This window comes from Geodermatophilus sp. SYSU D00700 (assembly GCF_054050255.1).
On sequence record NZ_JBJGZA010000003.1, the window covers coordinates 66,322 to 85,463 of the forward strand.

Genomic DNA, 19,142 nt, shown 5'->3' on the forward strand with positions numbered 1-19,142 from the left:
CTGCAGACCGGGCCCGGGGCAGGGGCCGTCGGACGGCGCCCCGGTGGACGAGGACGACGTCGCGCGGGACGTGGTCTCCTCGTGCGCGGACCCCGACGGCCGGCGCGCGCAGGTCTGCCGGGAACGGTCGACGCCGGGGATCCGCCTCAGGACCGGCTGGTCAGCCGGAGCAGGACCCCGATCACCGTCCCGACCGTCGCGTGGCCGACCACGCCGCGGACGTGGCTCACCAGCGGGTAGGCGGTCATCGTCGACAGCGACGTGCCCTCGTCGACCAGCAGGAAGGCCCCGGCCCCGACCAGCGGGCCGGCGACCATCGGTTGCACCCCCCGCCGCACCAGGGCCGCCGCGATGACCCCGTAGGTCACGCCGAACGTGCGGTGCACGGCCAGCCCGACCCGGCCCGCCGTCGCCTCGTCGACGTCGCGACCCGTGGCGCGGCCGAGCTGTGTGCCCAGCTGGACCAGCATCCCCCCGGGGGCGATCTCCTGCTCGCGCTTCCTCGACGCCTCGCTCTGCCGGCCGTGGAACCAGGTCGTGACGGCGTCCATGGTCCGGCTGGCCGCGTACCCGGCCAGCGCCCCGGTCCAGAGCAGGCTGCGGTCCCGTGTCATGGCCGACACCGTGGCCTCCCGGCACCGCCGTGGGGGGCCGTCGACGACCGCCGCGGCCTCCGCAGCCGTCGTCCCGAGCGCGTCAGGACGGTCGGTGCCCGGCGCCTACGCACGGTCAGCCCCCGCGTCCGTCCGGTCCGCGACCGGCGGGCGTGCACCTCCGCGGAGGTGCCCGGCTGGGGACCGGTCTTCCGGTGACCTTCCCCGGCCTCCTGCTCGCGGAAGGACGGTGGAAGGCGCCGTTCCTAACTTCCTCGGCGTGAGGCCACCCGGGCCTCCCGACACCGAGGAGCACATCCGACATGACCACCACCGAGACCGCCCGCCCGGCCCGCAACGGCGTGGACGTGCCGACCCTGTTCGCCACGATCGACGCGGTGAAGGGCACCCCGGAGATCGCCCGCTTCCGCTTCCGCGCCGACAACCGCTGGGTCGCCGGCACGCACAGCCGCAGCACCCTCTCCGGGTTCTACGGCGCGATGCAGGAGATGACCCACGATCAGGAGCACACCTGCGACGCCGACCACCCCGCGGTGCTCGTCGGCCAGGACAACGGCCCCACCCCGGTCGAGTTCCTGCTGCACGCGATCGCCGCCTGCCTGACCGCCGGCCTGGTCAACATCGCCTCGGCCCGCGGCATCGACCTGTCCGAGGTGACCTCGACCGTCGAGGGCGACATCGACCTGCGCGGCATCCTCGGGACCTCCGACGAGGTCCGGAACGGCTACTCGGCCATCCGCGTCCACTTCGACGTCCGCGGCGACGCCCCCGAGGAGCAGCTGCGCGAGCTCGTCGAGCAGTCCCGCCGCCGGTCGGCCGTCTACGACGTCCTCACCAACGGCGTGCCGGTGCACGTCGACGTCGCCACCGCCTGACCCGCCCGGGCCGGCCGCGACCGAGGGAGGACAGGACCATGAACGCCGTCGACACCGTCGTGGTCGGGGCCGGCCACGCCGGGCTGGCGATGAGCGCCCACCTGACCGCGCGCGGACGGGACCACGTCGTCCTCGACCGCGGCCGGACCGCCGAGCGGTGGCGCAGCGAGCGCTGGGACTCGCTGCGCCTGCTCACCCCCAACTGGATGACCCGGCTGCCGGGCTACGAGTACGGCGGCCCGGACCCGGACGGGTACATGACGGCGGCCGAGCTCGCCGAGCTGCTGGACCGCTACGCGACCGCCTTCGAGCTGCCGGTCGTGGAGGACACCCCGGTCCTCGCCGTGGAGGCCGCCGACGACGGCTTCCGGGTGGTCACCGGCGGGGACACCTGGCGGGCCGCCAACGTCGTCGTCGCCACCGGCGCCTGCGACGTGCCCGCCGTCCCGGCGGTCGCGGCCGGCCTGTCCCGGTCGGTCGTCCAGGTCCCGGCGGCGGCCTACCGCAACCCCGGGCAGCTGCCGCCCGGCGGCGTCCTGGTCGTCGGCGCCTCCGCCTCGGGTCTGCAGATCGCCGACGAGCTCGCCCGCGCCGGCCGCGAGGTGGTGCTCGCGACCGGGTCGCACACCCGGCTGCCGCGCCGCTACCGCGGGATGGACGTCCTGTGGTGGCTCGAGGCGGTCGGGACGCTCGACCGCGGCGTCGACGAGGTGCCGGTGCGCGCCCGCCGCGAGCCCTCCCTGCAGCTGGTCGGCCGCCCCGACGCCGCCGACCTGGACCTGGGGACGGTGCGCGCCGCGGGGGTGCGGGTGGCCGGCCGGCTCACCGCGGCGGACGGCGCGGTCGTCTCCTTCGACCGCTCGCTCGCCGGCACCGTCGCCGTCGCGGACGACCGGCTGCGCCGCCTGCTGCAGCGCCTCGACGGGTACGCGGCGGCCACCGGCCTCGACCGCGAGGTTGGCGAGCCCGACCCTCCGGCGCCGCTCGCCCTCGACGACGGCCCGGCGCGGCTCGACCTCGCCGCAGCGGGAGTGGGCACCGTCGTCTGGGCGACCGGCTACCGCTGCGACCACCGCTGGCTGCCCGCCGCGGCGCTGGACGGGACGGGGCAGGTGCGGCAGCGGTACGGCACCACGCCGCTGCCCGGGCTGTTCACCGTCGGCCAGCGCTTCCAGACCCGCCGCAACAGCACCTCCGTCGGCGGCTCCCGGCACGACGCGGCCCTGGTCGCCGCGCACCTGGACGCCGTCCGTCCCGCCCGGCGCCGCGCCGGCGTGCCCCTGCGGGGCCGGTCGTGAGCGCCCGCCACGACGTCGTGGTCGTCGGCGGGCGCGTGGCCGGCGCCTCGACGGCGCTGCACCTGGCCCGGCGGGGGCTGCGCGTCCTCGTCCTGGACCGCGGCGCGTACGGCAGCGACACCGTCTCCACCCACGCCCTCATGCGGACCGGCGTGGTGCAGCTCAACCGCTGGGGCCTGCTCGGCCGGCTGGTGTCGGCGGGCGTCCCGCCGGTGCGCACGACCACCTTCCACCACCTGAGCGGGGACACCCGCATCACGCTGCGGCCGGCGGCCGGCGTCGACGCGCTCTACGCCCCGCGGCGCACGACCCTCGACGCGCTGCTGGTCGACGCCGCGGTGGAGGCCGGGGCCGAGGTCCGGCACGGGGTGCGGGTCACCGGCCTGCTCCGCGACGCCCGGGGCCGGGTCACCGGCGTGCACGGCGAGGACCGCGACGGCGCCCGGTTCGAGGTGCCGGCCGGCATCACCGTGGGCGCCGACGGGGTCCGCTCCGCCGTCGCCCGCTGGGCCGGCGCGCCCGTCGACCGGCAGGGCCGCGGCGCCTCGGGGGTGGTGTACGGCTACCTCGCCGGCCTCCCCGCCGACGGCTACGAGTGGTTCTACGGGCACCGCGCCTCGGCCGGCCTCATCCCCACCGAGGACGGCCTGGTCTGCGTCTTCGCCGGGACGTCGGCGCAGCGCTTCCGGGAGCTGCCGGGCACGGCGGCCGACCGCTTCGGCGCGCTGCTGACCGCGGTCTCCCCCGCGGCCGCCGAGCGGGTGGCGGCGGCGCGGCCGGTGGGCCGGCTGCGCGGCTTCGGCGGCGTCCCCGGGTTCCTCCGCCGCGCCGGCGGCCCGGGCTGGGCGCTGGTCGGCGACGCGGGGTACTTCAAGGACCCGCTGAGCACCCACGGGATGAGCGACGCCCTCCGCGACGCCGAGCTGCTGGCCCTCGCCCTGACCGACGCCCTGTCCGGCCGGGTGCCGGAGGCGGCCGCCCTCGCGGCGTTCCAGTCGCAGCGCGACCGGCTCTCCGACGCCCTGTTCACCGTCACCGAGCGGGTCGCCGCCCACGACTGGACCGAGGAGGAGCTGCGCCGGCTGCTGCGGGAGCTCAGCGCCGCGATGAGCGACGAGATCGACGCCCTGCTGGCCCTCGACCGGCCTCCTGCCACGGCCGTCGCATGAGGACCCCCGCAGCCTCAGGGCACGGTGCGGAGGAAGCGCCGCACCTCGGCGTCGAACGCGTCGGGGGCCTCGAGGTTGACGACGTGACCGGTGCCGGGGAGGACCACCAGCCGGGACCCGGGGATCGCGGCGTGCAGCGCCTCGGCCACCGGTCGCGGCGCCCGCACGTCCGCGGAGCCGTGGAGCAGCAGCGTCGGGACGGTGACGGTCGGCAGCACGTCGCGCAGGTCAGCGTCGGCGAACGCCGTGAGCATGGACCGCGTCCCGGCCGGGCGGACGTCGAGCACGACGCCGCGGACGAGGTCGAGGGTCTCCTGCGGCACGGGGCCGGCGAAGAACCCGGGCAGGTAGTCGTCGACCCACTCGGCCGGCGGGCGGTCGAGCTCGGCGCGCACCCGCCGCAGGCGGGCCTCCACCTCCTCGCGGGGCAGCGACCCCCGCCACCCGGCGTAGGCCGAGGCGAGCACCAGGGACCTGACCGACTCCGGATGGCGTCGCCACACCGCGAGCGCGAGGACGCCGCCGGCGGACAGGCCGCACAGGTGCACCCGGCCGAGCCCGAGCGCGCCGACGAGCGCGGCCACCGCGTCGGTGTACTCGTCCAGGGTCAGGTCCGCCGGCGGGTCGGGGGACGCGCCGCAGCCGGGCGCGTCCCACGCGACCACGTCGAACTCGTCCGACAGCCCCGCGAGCTGCGGCCGCCACTCCCGCCCGTCGCTCCAGGCACCGTGCAGGAGCAGCAGGGGCGGCCCCGCCCCCGCGCGGTGGTAGGCGATGGTCCGTCCGCCGGCCTCGACGACGTCCACGGCAGCCCCTCGACGATGCCGCCGGCCGGTGCCGCCGGCCGGCCGTGCCGGTCCCGCCGGTCGGGACGCACGGGAGGGCGGCCCGACGCGTGCCGAGCGTCCCACCCGGGCCGGCGGCCGTCGAGGCGCCGGCCCGTGGCGAGCGCACGACGACCCTGGCGCGGGAGACACCCGACGCGGGATGCTCCCTGATCGACCCGGGCGCAGGCCGGCCCGGACGGGGGGACCGCCCGGGCCGGCACCGGACACCGACGACGACGACGGAACGGACCACCGATGGTGGACGTGCAGATCACCCTCCTGGGCCGCTTCACGGTCACCGTGGACGGCCGCGAGGTCCCCGACGCCGCGTGGACGCGGCGCTCGGCGTCCGCGCTGGTGAAGCTGCTGGCCCTCGCGCCGGGGCGCAGCCTGCACCGCGAGCGGGTCCTCGACGCGCTGTGGCCGGACCTGTCCCCCGAGGACGCCTCGCCCCGGCTGCACACGGCCGCGCACTACGCCCGGCGCGCCCTCGGGGACCGCGCCGCGGTGGTGCTGCGCGGCGACACCGTGAGCCTGCTGCCGGGCGCCGGCGTCGAGGTGGACGCGGAGCGCTTCCTGCGGCTGGCCCGGGCGGCGGTCGCCTCTGGCGCAGCGGCCGACGTCGAGGCCGCGCTGGCCGCGCACGGCGGCCCACTGCTGCCCGACGACCCGTTCGAGCCGTGGACCGAGGCCGACCGGGACGCCGTCCGCCAGGCCCACCTGGACGCGCTGCGGGCCGGCCGGCGCTGGACGGACCTGCTCCGGATCGAGCCGGCGGACGAGGAGGCCCACCTGGCGCTGGTGCAGGCCGCCGCCGACCGCGGGGACCGGCGCGGGGCGCTGCGGCAGTTCGAGCGGCTGGACCGGGCGCTGCGCGCCGAGCTCGGGGTGGGCCCCTCGGCCGAGGCCCTCGCGCTGCGCGACCGGCTGGCGGGCGACTCCCCGGGTCCGGCCGCCGGCCCCCGCCTGCCCCGGCTGGTCGGCCGGCAGGCCGTCCTGGACCGGCTGGACGGGGCGCTGCGGGAGGCCCGGGCCGGGCGGGGGACGACGGTCCTGGTCAGCGGCGCCGCCGGCGCGGGGACCTCGGCCGTGCTCGGCTGGGTCCGCGCCCGTGCGGCGGCCGAGGGGGCGCGGGTGGGCGCGGGGGCGAGCTCCGACGCCGAAGGTGGGTGGCCCTACGCCCCGGTGCTGGAGGCGCTGTCGGACCTCTGCCGGCGGCACCCGACGCTGCTGGACGGGCTCGACGACGCCTTCCGGCAGGAGATCGAGCGGGCGCTGCGCGGCGGCGAGCTGACCTGGTCCGGGGAGGGCGGGCACCAGCGGCTGTTCGTCTCGGCCGCCGAGCTGCTCCGGCTGGCCGCGGGCGGCGGCGGCGCCGTCCTCACCGTCGACGACCTGCACGAGGCCGACGACGGCAGCCTGCGCCTGCTGCACTACCTCGCCCGGGTCGCGCCCACCGAGCGGGTGCTGCTCGTCGCCGGGCACCACGACGTCCCCCGCGACAGCCGGCTGGGCCGGGTGCGGGAGAGCATGCTGCGGCGGCACCCGGCGGTCGACCTGCGGCTGCCGGCGCTCCCGCCGGCCGGCACGGCCGCCCTGCTCGCCGCGCACCTCGGCGCCCCACCCGCCGAGCGGCTGGCCCGCGAGGTGCACGACTGGTCCGGCGGCCTCCCCGGCCGGGTCGTCGCCCTCCTCCCGGGGATCGGCACGGGCGACGCGTGGCGGCTGCCGGTCGGCCGGCTGCTGGCCGCCTGCCCGCCGGGGACCGAGGAGGTGCTGCGTCGGGTCGCCGTCGCCGGGGGGACGGTGGACACCGACGAGTTCGTCGCGCTGTCCGGCGTCGACGAGGAGACGGCGTTCGGCCACCTCGACGCCGTGCTGGCGGCGGGGCTGCTCGAGCCGGCCGACGTCGGCTACCGGTTCCGCACCGACCGCGTCCGCGAGCGGCTGCTCGCCGACCTCCCGCCGCACCGGCTGCAGCGGCTCCACCGGGACGCGGCGGCGGCGCTGCAGGCGGTGGGCGCCGCGCCGGCCCGCGTGGGGGCCCACCTGATGCGCGCCGGCGACGCCGCGGCCGCCGTCCCGCACCTGCTGACCGCCGCGGAGACCAGCGCCGCCCTCGGCGCCCACCGTGACGCGCTCGACCTCGTCGAGCAGGTCCGCGAGGCCGCCGCCGGGCCCGACCGCGCCCGGATGCTGGCGCTGCGCGCCGACCTGCTGATGGCCGTCGGGGACGGCGGCGCGGTCGCGGCCTGCCGGGAGGCCGTCGCGGCCGCCGAGGGAGACGCCCGCCGGGTGCTGCTCGCCCGGCTGGCGCAGGCGGCGAGCATGGACGGCGACCTGGACACCGCCACGGACGCGCTCAGCGGCCTGCAGCCCGACGGCGGCGCGGCCGACAGCGCCATCCTCCTGGCCCGCGGCAACCTCGCCTGGTTCTCGGGCGACCTCGAGGGGGCGCGCGCCGCGGCCGACGAGGCACGGCGGCGGCTCGGCGCCGCGACCGACTGGCGCCTGCTGGACCTGGTGGCCCTGCAGGGCCTCATCGCGCACAACGGCGGGCAGTGGTTCCGCCGGCTGCGGCACGAGCTGCAGCGGACCCGGGAGGCCCCGGCGATCGCCACCGCCGTCTTCGACGCCCACCTGTGCGTGGCCGAGTACCTCCTCTACGGGCCCACCCCGTACGCCGAGGTCATCGCACTCGGGCGGGCTCTGCGCGAGACCGCTGAGCGGGCCGGGGCCCTGCGCGCCGTCGCGTTCGCCTGCGCGCTCACCGGCGAGGCGGCGCTGCTGTCGGGCGACCTGGCCACCGCCGAGCACGACCTGCGGGAGGCGGCCGACCTGCACGCCGAGATCGGCGCCCCCGCCGGGGAGGCCCACTCGCTGCAGCGCCTCGCCGAGCTGCGCGTGCACCAGGGCGACCGCGCCGGCGCCCGCCGGCTGCTGCAGCAGGCCCTGCCGCTGGCCCGGTGGTCGCCGATCCCGATGCACCTGCTCCAGCGCATCCACGGCACCGCGATCCTCGCCGCGGAGTCCCCGGAGGAGGCCCACGCGGCGGTCGGGCGGGCGGAGGCCACCGTCGGACCGGAGGACCACTGCCACTTCTGCCAGGTCATGGTCTCGGTGCCCGCGGCGATCGCCTGCGCCGACGTCGGCGACGTCGAGGCCGCGCGCGGTCACCTGCGGGCCGCCGAGCGGTCGGCCGCGCTGTGGCAGGGCACCGCGTGGCAGGCGGCGATCCTCGAGGCGCGGGCGCACCTCGCGCACGCCGAAGGGGACCCCGAGGGCGGCCGCCGGCTGCTCGAGCAGGCCGCGGAGTGCTTCGCGACCGCCGGGCAGCCGCTGGACGCCGACCGGTGCCGCGGCCCGCTCGCGGTGCCGGCCGGCAGCACCTGAGGCACCGAGGAGGCATCGACGTGGCACGGGTGTTCCTCGCCGGCGGCACCGGCGTGCTCGGCCGGGCGCTGCTGCCGCTGCTGCTCGCCGCCGGCCACCGGGTCACCGCGACGACCCGCTCCCCCGCCCGGGCCGGGCAGTTGCGCGCCGCGGGTGCCGAGCCGGCCGTCGTGGACGCCTTCGACGCCCCGGCCCTGCGCGCCGCCGTGACCGCCGCGCGCCCCGACGTCGTGCTCCACCAGCTCACCGCGCTCTCCGGGCCGGCGGCCGACTACGGCGCCTGGCTGGCCGACACCAACCGGCTGCGCGCCGAGGTGACCCCCGTGCTCGTCGACGCCGCCCGTGCCGCCGGCGCCCGCCGCGTCGTCGCCCAGAGCGCCAGCTTCACCACCGCCCCCCAGGGTCCCTGGCTGCTCGACGAGGACGCCCCGCCGTACTCCGACGCGCCCGGCGCCCTGCGGGGACACACCGCCGCCGCCCTCGCCCTGGAGCGGGCGGTCCTCGGCACCGACGGGATCGAGGGCGTGGTGCTGCGCTACGGGTTCCTCTACGGCCCCGGCACCGGCTTCGCGCCCGGCGGGGGCTTCGCCGAGGCGGTCCGCGCCGGCCGGCAGCCGGTCGTCGGCGACGGCGAGGGCCGCTACCCCTTCGTGCACGTCGACGACGCCGCCGCGGTCACCGCCGTCGCCGTCGAGCGCGGCGCGCCCGGGGTCTACAACGTCGTCGACGACGACCCGGCGCCGATGCGGGAGTGGGTCCCCTACCTCGCCGGCCTGCTCGGCGCCCCCGAGCCGGCGGTGGTCCCGGTCGACGTCGCCGGGCGGGACCTCGGCCCGCAGACGGTCTACTACGGCACCCAGCTGCGCGGCGCCCGCAACGACCGGGCCCGACAGCAGTTCGGCTGGCAGCCGGCCCACCCCAGCTGGCGGGAGGGCTTCCGCGAGGTCTTCGGGGCCGCACCCGGCGGGGGTCCTGGACCGCCCCGGGTGGGGCGGCCCCGGCACGGGTAGGCGACGGCGGGCCGCCGCGGCGGCCCCGGCCCGACCCCACCGACCCCGGAGGACCCGTCATGCGAGGAACGGTCCTGCACGCCCCCCGCGACGTCCGCGTCGAGGACCGCCCCGACCCGGTGATCGAGCAGCCCACCGACGCCGTGGTCCGCCTGGCCGCCACCTGCGTGTGCGGCTCGGACCTGTGGCCCTACCGCGGTGTCGAGGAGGTGCGCGGGCCCTCGCCCATGGGCCACGAGTACGCCGGCGTCGTCGAGGAGGTCGGCAGCGAGGTCACCACGGTCCGGCCCGGTCAGTTCGTCGTCGGCTCCTTCTTCGCCTCGGACAACACCTGCGAGATCTGCCGCGCCGGCTACCAGACCTCCTGCGTCAACCGGCAGCCCGGCGCGGCCAGCGGCGCCCAGGCCGAGTACACCCGCGTCCCGTTGGCCGACGGCACCCTCGTCGCCACCCCCGACCTCCCGGACGACGACCTCGTGCCGGGCCTGCTCGCCGCCTCCGACGTGCTGGGCACCGGCTGGTTCGGCGCCGTCGCCGCCCAGGCCGGGCCCGGGAAGACGGTGGCCGTCGTCGGGGACGGCGCGGTCGGCCTGCTGGCCGTGCTGGCCGCGCGGCAGCTCGGGGCCGAGCGGGTCGTCGCGATGAGCCGGCACGGGTCGCGGCAGCAGCTGGCCCGGGAGTTCGGCGCCACCGACGTCGTCGCCGAGCGCGGCGACGAGGGTGTGGCGCGGATCCGGGAGATGACCGACGGGCTGGGCGCGCACTCGGTCGTGGAGGCCGTGGGCACCCAGGAGTCGATGATGCAGGCCGTCCGCGCCACCCGCCCCGGCGGGCACGTCGGCTACGTCGGCGTGGCCCACGACGTCGCGCTGCCGGGCGACGAGCTGTTCTTCACCCACGTGCACCTGCACGGCGGGCCGGCCCCGGTGCGCCGCTTCCTGCCCGAGCTCATCGACCTCATCTGGCGGCGCGAGATCGACCCGGGGCGGGTCTTCGACCTCGAGCTGCCGCTGGAGCAGGCCGCGGAGGGCTACCGCGCGATGGACGAGCGGCGGGCGATCAAGACGCTGCTGCGGCCCTGACCGCCGTTGCTCACGAGGCGGAGGGCTTGACGATCCCCCGCTCGTAGGCGAGCACCACGGCCTGCACCCGGTCCCGCAGGCCGAGCTTGGTGAGGACGTTGCTGACGTGGGTCTTGACCGTCGTCTCGCTCAGGACGAGCTCGCCGGCGATCTCGGCGTTGGACAGCCCCCGGGCCACCAGCAGCAGCACCTGGTGCTCCCGCTCGGTGAGCTGGGGGAGCGGCGCGGCCGCCTGTTCCGCGGCCGGGAGCAGCCGGGCGAAGCGGTCGAGCAGCCGCCGGGTGACCCGCGGCGCGACGACGGCCTCCCCCCGGTGCACCACGCGCACCGCGTCGACGAGGTCCTCGGCCGGCACGTCCTTGAGCAGGAACCCCGACGCGCCGGCCCGCAGCGAGTCGACGACGTACTCGTCGTGGTCGTAGGTGGTGAGCACCAGCACGCGGGGAGGCGCGTCGAGCGCGGCCAGCCGCCGGGTCGCCTCGACGCCGTCCATGCGGGGCATGCGGATGTCCATGAGCACCACGTCGGGGCGCAGCGCCCGCACCTGGGAGAGCGCGACCTCCCCGTCGCCGGCCTCGCCGACGACCTCGACGTCCGGCTCGGACTGCAGGATCAGCCGGAAGCCGGTGCGCAGCAACGGCTGGTCGTCGACCAGCAGCACCCGGATGGTCACGCGGCACTCCTCGACGTCGGCAGGGTCGCGGTGACGGCGAACCCGCCCCCGCCGCGCGGACCGGCCCGCAGCCGCCCGCCGTAGGCCGCGACGCGCTCGGCCAGCGAGCGCAGCCCCCGGCCCCCGGGTCCGCCGTCGCGGGCGCCGCGGCCGTCGTCCTCGACCGCGAGCGACAGGCTCCCGGGACGCCAGTGCAGCACGATCGTCGCCGCGGCGCGGCCGGCGTGCTGCTGGCAGTTGCGCAGCGCCTCCTGGACCAGGCGGTAGGCGGTGAGCGCGACGCCGGGCTCCACCTCGGCCGCGGTCCCGATGGACACCAGCTCGACCGGCATGCCGGCGGCCCGCACCGAGGCCACCAGGTCGTCGATGTCGGCCAGCCCCGGCTGGGGCCGCAGCTCGGCGGCGTCGCCGGCCGGGCGGAGCACCCCGAGGACGCGGCGCATGTCGGCGACGGCGTCCTGGCCGATCCGCTCCACGGTGCGCAGCAGGTCCTCCGCGGTGTCGGGGTCGGTGCGCAGCAGGCGTCGGGCCGCGGCGGTCTGCACGGTCAGCGCCGTCAGGCCGTGGGTGACCAGGTCCTGCATCTCCCGGGCGATGGCGGCCCGCTCGTCGACCTCCACGGCCCGGCTGCGCGCCTCCTGCGCCTCGGACAGGGCGCGGTTGCGCTCCTCGAGGCCGGCGGTGTGCTGCCGCCGCAGTCGCACCGACCGGCCCACGCCGAAACCCGCGCCGAGCAGTAGCGCGTTGCCGAACCAGTCCGCCGCGGAGGGCTCGAACGGGCCGGTGAGCAGCACCACGGCGGCCAGCAGGCCCGCGCCGGCCGTGGCGGGGGCGCTGCGCCGCAGCGGGTGGGCGGCCGCGACGGTGTAGGTGACCAGCAGCGGCGCCAGGGTGGCCACGCCCTGCGCGTAGCCCTGCTGCACCGGCAGCAGCGAGGCGACCGACGCCACGGCCAGGGCCGCCAGCGGCCGCCGGGTGCGCACGGCCACCGCCGCGCCGGACAGGACCGCGAGCCCGACGGCGAGCGCGTCGGGCTCCCGGAAGTCGTAGTCGACGAACTCCGGGGCCGACCAGAGGGACAGGGTCGCGAAGAGCGCGACCAGCGCGCCGAGCACGACGTCCTCCCGGACGCCCCACCGCCACCGGGGGCTGCGGGGGACGACGCCGCTCAGCTGCACGCGGCCACGCTAGGCGCCGCCCGCACGCCGGTCCCTCCTCCGCACGGACCGGTTCCCGGCTCGGTCTCCTCCTCGCGGAGGAGGGGGGCGAGCCGGGCGCCGCGGAATCCGTCCGGCGCCGTTCCGCTGTCTATCCTCTGCGCTCGTGGATCCCCAGGGCGCCGTCGCGTCCGAGCACGAGCAGCCCGCCGCCCCCCGGCTCCCGGTTCCCCGGCCGCCGCAGGCGCTCCCCGCCGATGGCCCGGCCGTGCTCCGCGGGCTGGGCGTCGACGCGCTGGTGGAGCTGATCGAGTCCTCGGGCTACGGCGTGTGCATCACCGGGGAGGACCACAGCTGGGTGTACCTCAACCCGGCGGGTGCCGCGGTGGTCGGCCGCCCGTTCGCCGAGCTCGCCGGGACCGACTACCTGCTGACCTTCGCCGAGCACGAGCGGGCGGCGCTGCTGGAGCTGGAGCAGGAGCAGCGCGAGGGGGACACCGCCTTCTACGCCAACACCGTCGTCCGGCCCGACGGCACCGAGGTCGGCATCACCTGGTCGGGGTCTGTGCTGCGGGTCGGCGACCGGGAGCTGGCGCCGGCGGTGTTCCACCCGACCTTCGGGCTGGGTCCCCCGGACACCGACGCCGCGGTCCCCGGCGCGGCAGCGGCGGGCATCGCCGGGGACGCGCCGGTCGAGGAGGTGCTGGCCAGCCTGGCCCGCGAGGCCGTGGACCGGTCGCGCGCCGTCGGCTGCCTGGTGCTCGCCGCGGCCGACGACGGGCGGCTGGTGCTGCGGGCGTCGGCCGGCGTCCCGCCGCGGACCGCCGAGGTGGTGGCGGAGGCGGACCTGCGCGTGTCCGACCTCCCCGGCGGGGACCTGCTCACGGCCGGCCGGCTGCTGCTGCTCTCCGACGGGCGGCAGCGTCTCGAGCGGTCCGCGGCCGGCCTGGCCGCGCACCTGGCCGGGCTCGGCTGGCAGGGCGCGGCCGGGCTGCCGCTGCACCGCGGCGGGCGGGTCGGAGGGTGCCTGCTGCTGCTCATGCCGCCGTCGGTGACCGCGCCGACGAAGCCGGAGCTGACGTCGTGGTCCGCGCTGGGCGCCCACGTGTCGGTCGCGCTGGCCGACGAGCAGCTGCGGGCGCAGGCCGCCGAGCTCGAGCGCCGGCGCCTGGGCCGGGACCTGCACGACTCGCTGAGCGCATCGCTGTTCTCGCTGCACGCGCGGGCCCAGGCCGTCCGGCGCGGCCTGGCGGCCGGGGACGGCGGGCTCGTCGAGGCCGCCGCCCGCGACCTGGAGGAGCTGTCCCGGCAGGCGGTCGCCGAGTTGCGGGCCATGGTCAGCGGCATCCGCGGGGAGACCCCCGACCTCGCCGGCGCCCTGGCCGACCTGGCGGCCGCCTGCACCACCCGGAACGGGCTGCCGGTGCGGCTGCGGCTGCCCGGCGACCTGCCCGCGGTCGGCGCCGGGCACACCGAGCACCTGGTCCGCATCGCCGCCGAGGCCCTGCACAACTGCGTCAAGCACGCCCGGGCGGACAGCGCCGGCCTCGAGCTGGAGGTGCGGGGGTCGGAGCTGGTGCTGACCGTCACCGACGACGGCCGCGGGTTCGACCCGGCGGACGAGCCCGGCGGCGGGCACGGTCAGCGCACGATGCGCGAGCGGGCCCTGCTGTGCGGCGGGTGGCTGCACGTGCACAGCGCGCCCGGGGAGGGCACGCGGCTCGTCGTCCGCGTGCCCCTCCCGGGCTGACCCCGCCGCCGGGTGGACGGTGACCGGGTGCCCCGCTCCGGGGCACCCGGTCACCGCGTCACGCCGTGGCGATGGCGTCGAGCACCTGCATCCGTGCCGCCCGGCGGGCCGGCCACGCCGCGGCCACCACGCCGATCAGCGCGCCGAGCACCAGGAAGCCCGCCAGCCGGCCGCCGGGGACGACCAGCTCGGTGATGCCCTGGTCGGCCAGCGACCGGGTCAGGCCGATCCCGAGCACCAGGCCGAGGCCCAGGCCGAGCACGGACCCGTAGACGGAGATGAGCACCGCCTCGAGCCGCACCGTGCGGCGCAGCTGCCGCCGGGTCATGCCGACCGCGCGCAGCAGCCCGATCTCCCGCGTCCGCTCCAGGACCGACATCGCCAGGGTGTTGACGATCCCGAGCACGGCGATCACCACGGACAGGACCAGCAGCGCGTTGATGAGCAGCAGCACCTGGTCGACCTGGGCCTTCTGCTCGCCGGCGAACTCGTCGCGGTCCTTGAGGCCGACCACCGGGTAGGCGTCGACGACCGACTCGACCGCCGCCCGTGCCGCGGCCGCGTCGGTCCCCTCGGCGAGGACCACGTAGACGTAGCGGTCGAGGGCCTGCCCGCCGAGCGCCGCGTCGGTCTCCAGGGACAGGACCACCGAGCCGACCGCCTGGTTGGCGGCGTAGACGCCGCCCACCGTGAGCTCGGCCCGCTGGCCGCCCGCCGAGACGGCCTCGACCGTGTCGCCGACCTCCCAGCCGCGCGCCGCGGCGGTCGTCTCGTCGACCAGCACGCCGCGCCCGGCCAGCCCGGCGCTGCCGCCGGACAGGTACTCGAGGGTGAGCCCGCGGTCCAGCGTGGCCGCGTCGACGGCCGCGGCGAACGTCGTCTGCCCATCCAGCTGCACCTGGGTGAACCGCTCCTGCAGGACGGCGTCGACCTCGTCGAGCTGCCGCAGCCGGTCGGCCACCTCCGGGGTGAACGGCTGACCCACGGCGGTGGAGACGACGTAGTCGGCGCGCAGCGCGTCGTCGACGAGGGCGTCGACCGAGGCGTTGGCCGACGCGCCCAGCACGCCGAAGCCGGTCACCAGCGTCAGCCCGACCATCAGCGCGGACGCCGTCGCCGCCGTACGCCGGGGGTTGCGCTGCGCGTTGTCCCGCGCCAGCCGGCCGGCGGTGCCCGCGAGCCGTGGCAGGGACGCGCCGAGCACCCGGACGAACGGCCGGGCCAGGACCGGGCTGAGCGCGACGGCGGCCAGCACCAGGGCCAGCGCGCCGACCCCGACCAGGGCGGGGGCGTCCCCGCCGTCGGCCGCGACGCTGGCCACCAGCGCGCCGGCCGCCGCGACCGCGAGCGCCGCGCCCACGGCGCTCCGGCGGCGCAGCGACCGCTCCACGGCGACGTGGTCGTCACGCATGGCGGCCACCGGTGGGGTGCGGGCCGCCCGGCGGGCGGGCACCCAGGCCGCGACCAGGGTCACCAGGACACCCACGGCGTAGGACCACACCACCGTGTCCGCCGACAGCACGAGGTCGCCGTCGAGGGTGAGCCCGAACGTGCCGAACAGCGCGCGCAGGCCGGTGGCGACGCCGAACCCGCCGGCCAGGCCGAGCGTGGCGCCGACGACGCCGAGCACGGCGGCCTCCACCAGCACCGAGCGGGTGACCTGGCCGCGGCTGGCCCCCAGGGCCCGCAGCAGCGCGAGCTCGCGGGTCCGCTGCGCGACCAGCATCGAGAAGGTGTTGAGGATGATGAAGCTGCCGACGAACAGGGCGATGACCGCGAAGGCGGTGAGCAGCACCGTGATGAACGACAGCCCCTCCTCGAGCGCCGCGGACTGCGCGTCGGCCTGCTGCTGCGCCGTCTGCACGTCGTAGCCGTCGCCGACCGCAGCGGCGATGCGGTCGGCGAGCTCGGCGTGGGTCACGCCGTCGGCAGCCGCCACCTGGATGCCGGTGAAGCCGTCCCCGAGGCCGGTGAGCTCCTGGGCGGTGGCCGCGTCGAAGGCGGTCAGCGAGGCGCCGGCCAGACCGCCGTCCTCACCGAAGGTGAAGACGCCGACGACGGTGGCCTCGACCCTCGGGCCCGGGGTGAGCAGGGTGACGCGGTCACCGACGGCGTGGCCGGCCTCCGCGGCGCTGCCGCTGTCCAGGGCCACCTCACCGGCCCGCTCGGGGGCGCGGCCCTCGGTCAGCTCGCCGGGCGAGAGCTCCGGCTCGGCGGTCCAGCTGATCCCGATCCCGGGCGCGCCGCCGGTGTCGAGCACCTCGCCGGCGGGGGTCAGGACGTAGACGCCCTCCGCCTGCACGTAGCCCGCGGCGGCGGCCACGCCGTCGACGTCGCGCACCTGCTCCACCAGGTCGCCGGGGACCGGGCGGCGGCCGGCGGGCCCGTCGACGCCGGCGTCGAAGCCGCCCTCCGCGGTCACGCCGACATCGGAGGCGGTGCTCTCGAACAGCGCCGTGAACGTGCGGTCGAGGGTGTCGGTGAAGACCATCGTCCCGGCGACGAAGGCGACGCCGAGGACGATCGCCACAGCCGACAGGGCCAGGCGCAGCTTGTGCGCCAGGAGGCTGCGCAGGGTCGCCTTGCGCATCTCAGCCCACCTCGACGACGCGGCCGGCGGGGTCGAAGGCCTTCATGCGGTCCAGGACCCGCTCGGCGGTGGGGGCGGCCATCTCGTCGACGATGCGGCCGTCGGCGAGGAACAGGACCCGGTCGGCGTAGGAGGCGGCCGCGGGGTCGTGGGTGACCATGACGACGGTCTGGCCCATCTCCCGCACCGAGGTCCGCAGGAACGACAGCACCGAGGCCCCGCTGCGCGAGTCGAGGTTGCCGGTCGGCTCGTCGGCGAAGACGACCTCGGGCCGGCCGGCCAGCGCGCGGGCGCAGGCGACGCGCTGCTGCTGGCCGCCGGACAGCTCGGCCGGCCGGTGGCCGAGCCGGGCCCGCAGGCCGACGGCGTCGACGACCTCGTCCAGCCAGGCCCGGTCGGGGGTGCGGCCGGCGATGTCCATGGGCAGCGTGATGTTCTCCAGCGCCGTCAGGGTCGGCAGGAGGTTGAACGCCTGGAAGACGAACCCGACGCGGTCGCGGCGCAGCCGGGTCAGCCCCTTGTCGTCCAGGGCCGAGAGCTCCGCGTCGCCGATCCAGGCCTGCCCGGAGGTGAGGGAGTCCAGGCCGGCCATGCAGTGCATGAGCGTGGACTTGCCCGAGCCCGACGGGCCCATGATCGCGGTGAACTCGCCCCGGTGGAAGTCGACGTCGACGGCGTCGAGCGCGGTGACCTGGGTGTCGCCGCGGCCGTAGACCCTGGTCAGGGCCCGGCCGCGGGCGGCGGGGGTGCCCGTCGCCGCGGCGGGGGCGGCCGGGGACGTCTGCTGGACCGGTGTCACGGTCTGGCTCCTCGAGGTGGTCGGGTGCCGCACCTGCTGCGGCGGACCGAGCCTGTCGGCGCCGGCGCCGGGAGGGATCGGCCCGCGGGACCGTCGGCGGAGTGGTCCTCGAGGAGGAGGGGCGGGTCCGGCCTCCTCCTGCCGCAGGAGCGGCCCGCTCCCGTCGGCGACGGCCGGCGGCAGCGCAGGATGGGCCGGTGCGTGCGGTGGTGAGCAGGGTGGCGTCGGCCTCGGTGACCGTCGACGGCGCCGTCGTCGGGGAGATCGGTCCCGGCCTGCTGGCGCTGGTCGGCGTCGGCCGGGACGACGACGCCGGCCGCGCCCGCGCGCTGGCGCGGAAGGTCCACGAGCTGCGGGTGTTCCCCACCGACGAGGGCGCCCGCTCGGCCGGTGACCTCGGGCGGCCGGTGCTGGTCGTCAGCCAGTTCACGCTCTACGCCGACACGCGCAAGGGACGGCGCCCGTCGTGGGACGCCGCCGCGCCCGGCGAGGTGGCCGAGCCGCTGGTCACCGAGGTCGTCGCCGAGCTGCGCCGGCGCGGCAGCGAGGTGGCCACGGGCGTGTTCGGGGCCCGGATGCTCGTGGCGTCGGTCAACGAGGGACCGATGACCTTGCTGCTGGAGGTCTGATCCAGCGACCGGCCGGGTACTGGTGGTGACCGAAGACACGGTCTGTGCGTTGCCTGTGATTGCGGGTCACGCGGAACACCAGGCCCCGTCGGAACCGTTGGACGGGGCGTAACACAACGGACGACAACAGACGACAGCGGGGTGCCGCCCGGACAGCAGCGCCCCCACCCCAGACGCGGGTGACCCACCGTGCGCGCCAGCCGGCGGGTGCATCCGGAACCACAGGCAAGGACGAAGACATCCCGTGACGCTCCTGCAGTCCTCCCCCAGTGACGCCCTCGAGGTCCGCTCGCCGCGACGCGAGCCGGACACCAGTGGCCTGGTGTCGACCGACCTGGTGCGCGTGTACCTGAACACCATCGGCAAGACCGCCCTGCTGACCGCCGAGCAGGAGGTCGAGCTGGCCAAGCGCATCGAGGCCGGCCTGTACGCCGAGCGGCTGCTCACCGAGCGGCAGCTCACCCCGGCCCTGCAGCGCGACTACAAGGCCCTCGCGATCGACGGCAAGGCCGCCAAGCGGCACCTGCTGGAGGCCAACCTGCGCCTGGTGGTGTCGGTGGCCAAGCGCTACACCGGCCACGGCATGACGTTCCTGGACCTCATCCAGGAGGGCAACGTCGGCCTCATCCGCGCCGTCGAGAAGTTCGACTACACCAAGGGCTTCAAGTTCTCGACCTACGCGACGTGGTGGATCCGCCAGGCGATCACCCGCGCGATGGCCGACTCCGGCCGCACCATCCGGCTGCCCGTGCACCTGGCCGAGCAGGTCAACAAGGTCGTGCGGACCCGCCGCCGGGTGCACCAGGAGCTCGAGCGCGAGCCCACCGCCGAGGAGCTCGGCCTCGAGCTGGACATGACCCCCGAGCGGGTCACCGAGCTGCTCGAGTACAGCCGCGACCTGGTCAGCCTCGACCAGACCGTCGGTGCCGACGAGGAGTCCCGGCTCGGTGACTTCATCGAGGACGCCGACGCCGCGGTGGCCGAGGACGCGGTGGCCTTCCAGATGATGAAGGGCGACGTGCGCAACGTCCTCTCCACGCTGGAGGACCGCGAGCGCGACGTCGTCGTGCTCCGCTTCGGGCTCGACGGCGGCCAGCCGCGCACCCTCGAGCAGATCGGCAAGCAGTTCGGCCTCTCCCGCGAGCGGGTGCGCCAGATCGAGCGCGAGACGATGGCCAAGCTGCGCGACCCACAGCGCGCCGACGCCCTGCGCGACTACCTGGCGTAGCAGCCGTCCCGGCAGCACGCCGCCGAGAGCCGGTTCCCCACGGGGAGC

Annotated in this window: 15 protein-coding genes; 9 read left to right on the top strand and 6 right to left on the bottom strand. The window is 77.3% G+C overall.

Annotated features, from left to right (window positions below):
* Window positions 1-146 precede the first annotated feature (146 nt).
* A complete protein-coding gene (locus tag ACI79V_RS03605; protein WP_456887201.1) occupies window positions 147-614 on the bottom strand; it encodes a hypothetical protein in 468 nt (155 codons plus the stop codon).
* Between the two features lie 302 nt (window positions 615-916).
* Between ACI79V_RS03605 and ACI79V_RS03610 the strand changes: the two genes are divergently transcribed.
* Genes ACI79V_RS03610 through ACI79V_RS03620 form a run of 3 tightly spaced genes read left to right on the top strand, consistent with a single transcriptional unit; the run spans window position 917 to window position 3,956 of the window.
* Window positions 917-1,489, top strand: coding sequence for an OsmC family protein (locus ACI79V_RS03610; protein WP_456886883.1), 573 nt, complete (start codon window positions 917-919; stop codon window positions 1,487-1,489).
* A 38-nt stretch (window positions 1,490-1,527) separates the two neighbouring features.
* Window positions 1,528-2,787: an NAD(P)-binding domain-containing protein gene (locus tag ACI79V_RS03615; RefSeq protein WP_456886885.1), complete on the top strand. Its 1,260-nt coding sequence runs from the start codon at window positions 1,528-1,530 to the stop codon at window positions 2,785-2,787.
* Window positions 2,784-3,956, top strand: a complete 1,173-nt coding sequence (locus ACI79V_RS03620; RefSeq protein ID WP_456886887.1) for an NAD(P)/FAD-dependent oxidoreductase — start codon at window positions 2,784-2,786, stop codon at window positions 3,954-3,956. The genes ACI79V_RS03615 and ACI79V_RS03620 overlap by 4 nt, the downstream gene beginning before the upstream one ends.
* 14 nt (window positions 3,957-3,970) lie before the next feature.
* On the opposite strand, the gene ACI79V_RS03625 is transcribed toward ACI79V_RS03620, so the two are convergent.
* A complete protein-coding gene (locus ACI79V_RS03625) occupies window positions 3,971-4,762 on the bottom strand; it encodes an alpha/beta fold hydrolase (RefSeq protein ID WP_456886889.1) in 792 nt (263 codons plus the stop codon).
* Between the two features lie 276 nt (window positions 4,763-5,038).
* Between ACI79V_RS03625 and ACI79V_RS03630 the strand changes: the two genes are divergently transcribed.
* The 3 genes from ACI79V_RS03630 to ACI79V_RS03640 are packed head-to-tail and all read left to right on the top strand — an operon-like array spanning window position 5,039 to window position 10,268.
* A complete protein-coding gene (locus ACI79V_RS03630) occupies window positions 5,039-8,176 on the top strand; it encodes an ATP-binding protein (RefSeq protein ID WP_456886890.1) in 3,138 nt (1,045 codons plus the stop codon).
* Between the two features lie 20 nt (window positions 8,177-8,196).
* Window positions 8,197-9,186 carry an NAD-dependent epimerase/dehydratase family protein gene (locus tag ACI79V_RS03635; protein ID WP_456886892.1) on the top strand — a complete coding sequence of 330 codons (990 nt, stop codon included), beginning with the start codon at window positions 8,197-8,199 and terminating at the stop codon, window positions 9,184-9,186.
* A 59-nt stretch (window positions 9,187-9,245) separates the two neighbouring features.
* On the top strand, window positions 9,246-10,268 hold the full coding sequence (locus ACI79V_RS03640) for a zinc-dependent alcohol dehydrogenase family protein (RefSeq protein ID WP_456886894.1): 1,023 nt from the start codon (window positions 9,246-9,248) through the stop codon (window positions 10,266-10,268).
* 10 nt (window positions 10,269-10,278) lie between these two features.
* Here the strand turns inward: ACI79V_RS03640 and ACI79V_RS03645 are convergent, their stop codons facing one another.
* Together ACI79V_RS03645 and ACI79V_RS03650 are read right to left on the bottom strand one after the other, a co-directional pair.
* Window positions 10,279-10,941 carry a response regulator gene (locus tag ACI79V_RS03645; protein ID WP_456886896.1) on the bottom strand — a complete coding sequence of 221 codons (663 nt, stop codon included), beginning with the start codon at window positions 10,939-10,941 and terminating at the stop codon, window positions 10,279-10,281.
* A complete protein-coding gene (locus tag ACI79V_RS03650) occupies window positions 10,938-12,119 on the bottom strand; it encodes a sensor histidine kinase (protein WP_456886898.1) in 1,182 nt (393 codons plus the stop codon). The genes ACI79V_RS03645 and ACI79V_RS03650 overlap by 4 nt, the downstream gene beginning before the upstream one ends.
* 145 nt (window positions 12,120-12,264) lie before the next feature.
* Between ACI79V_RS03650 and ACI79V_RS03655 the strand changes: the two genes are divergently transcribed.
* Complete coding sequence (locus ACI79V_RS03655; protein WP_456886900.1) at window positions 12,265-13,848, top strand: ATP-binding protein; 1,584 nt, start codon at window positions 12,265-12,267, stop codon at window positions 13,846-13,848.
* A 58-nt stretch (window positions 13,849-13,906) separates the two neighbouring features.
* Here the strand turns inward: ACI79V_RS03655 and ACI79V_RS03660 are convergent, their stop codons facing one another.
* Window positions 13,907-16,438 (bottom strand): ABC transporter permease, encoded by a 2,532-nt coding sequence (locus tag ACI79V_RS03660; RefSeq protein ID WP_456886902.1) that lies wholly within the window; start codon window positions 16,436-16,438, stop codon window positions 13,907-13,909.
* A 1-nt stretch (window position 16,439) separates the two neighbouring features.
* Window positions 16,440-17,237, bottom strand: coding sequence for an ABC transporter ATP-binding protein (locus ACI79V_RS03665; protein WP_456886904.1), 798 nt, complete (start codon window positions 17,235-17,237; stop codon window positions 16,440-16,442).
* A 197-nt stretch (window positions 17,238-17,434) separates the two neighbouring features.
* Here ACI79V_RS03665 and dtd point away from each other — a divergent pair, with 197 nt between their 5' ends.
* Both dtd and sigB read left to right on the top strand, forming a co-directional pair.
* Window positions 17,435-17,866: a D-aminoacyl-tRNA deacylase gene (gene dtd, locus ACI79V_RS03670; RefSeq protein ID WP_456886906.1), complete on the top strand. Its 432-nt coding sequence runs from the start codon at window positions 17,435-17,437 to the stop codon at window positions 17,864-17,866.
* A 244-nt stretch (window positions 17,867-18,110) separates the two neighbouring features.
* Window positions 18,111-19,094, top strand: a complete 984-nt coding sequence (gene sigB, locus ACI79V_RS03675) for an RNA polymerase sigma factor SigB (RefSeq protein ID WP_456886908.1) — start codon at window positions 18,111-18,113, stop codon at window positions 19,092-19,094.
* The last annotated feature ends 48 nt before the right edge of the window (window positions 19,095-19,142 follow it).

Excerpts from the sequence above, each read along its gene's own strand:
- ACI79V_RS03605 (WP_456887201.1), bottom strand. The coding sequence starts at position 614 with ATGACACGGGACCGCAGCCTGCTCTGGACCGGGGCGCTGGCCGGGTAC.
- ACI79V_RS03610 (WP_456886883.1), top strand. The coding sequence starts at position 917 with ATGACCACCACCGAGACCGCCCGCCCGGCCCGCAACGGCGTGGACGTG.
- ACI79V_RS03615 (WP_456886885.1), top strand. The coding sequence starts at position 1,528 with ATGAACGCCGTCGACACCGTCGTGGTCGGGGCCGGCCACGCCGGGCTG.
- ACI79V_RS03630 (WP_456886890.1), top strand. The coding sequence starts at position 5,039 with ATGGTGGACGTGCAGATCACCCTCCTGGGCCGCTTCACGGTCACCGTG.
- ACI79V_RS03640 (WP_456886894.1), top strand. The coding sequence starts at position 9,246 with ATGCGAGGAACGGTCCTGCACGCCCCCCGCGACGTCCGCGTCGAGGAC.
- ACI79V_RS03660 (WP_456886902.1), bottom strand. The coding sequence starts at position 16,438 with ATGCGCAAGGCGACCCTGCGCAGCCTCCTGGCGCACAAGCTGCGCCTG.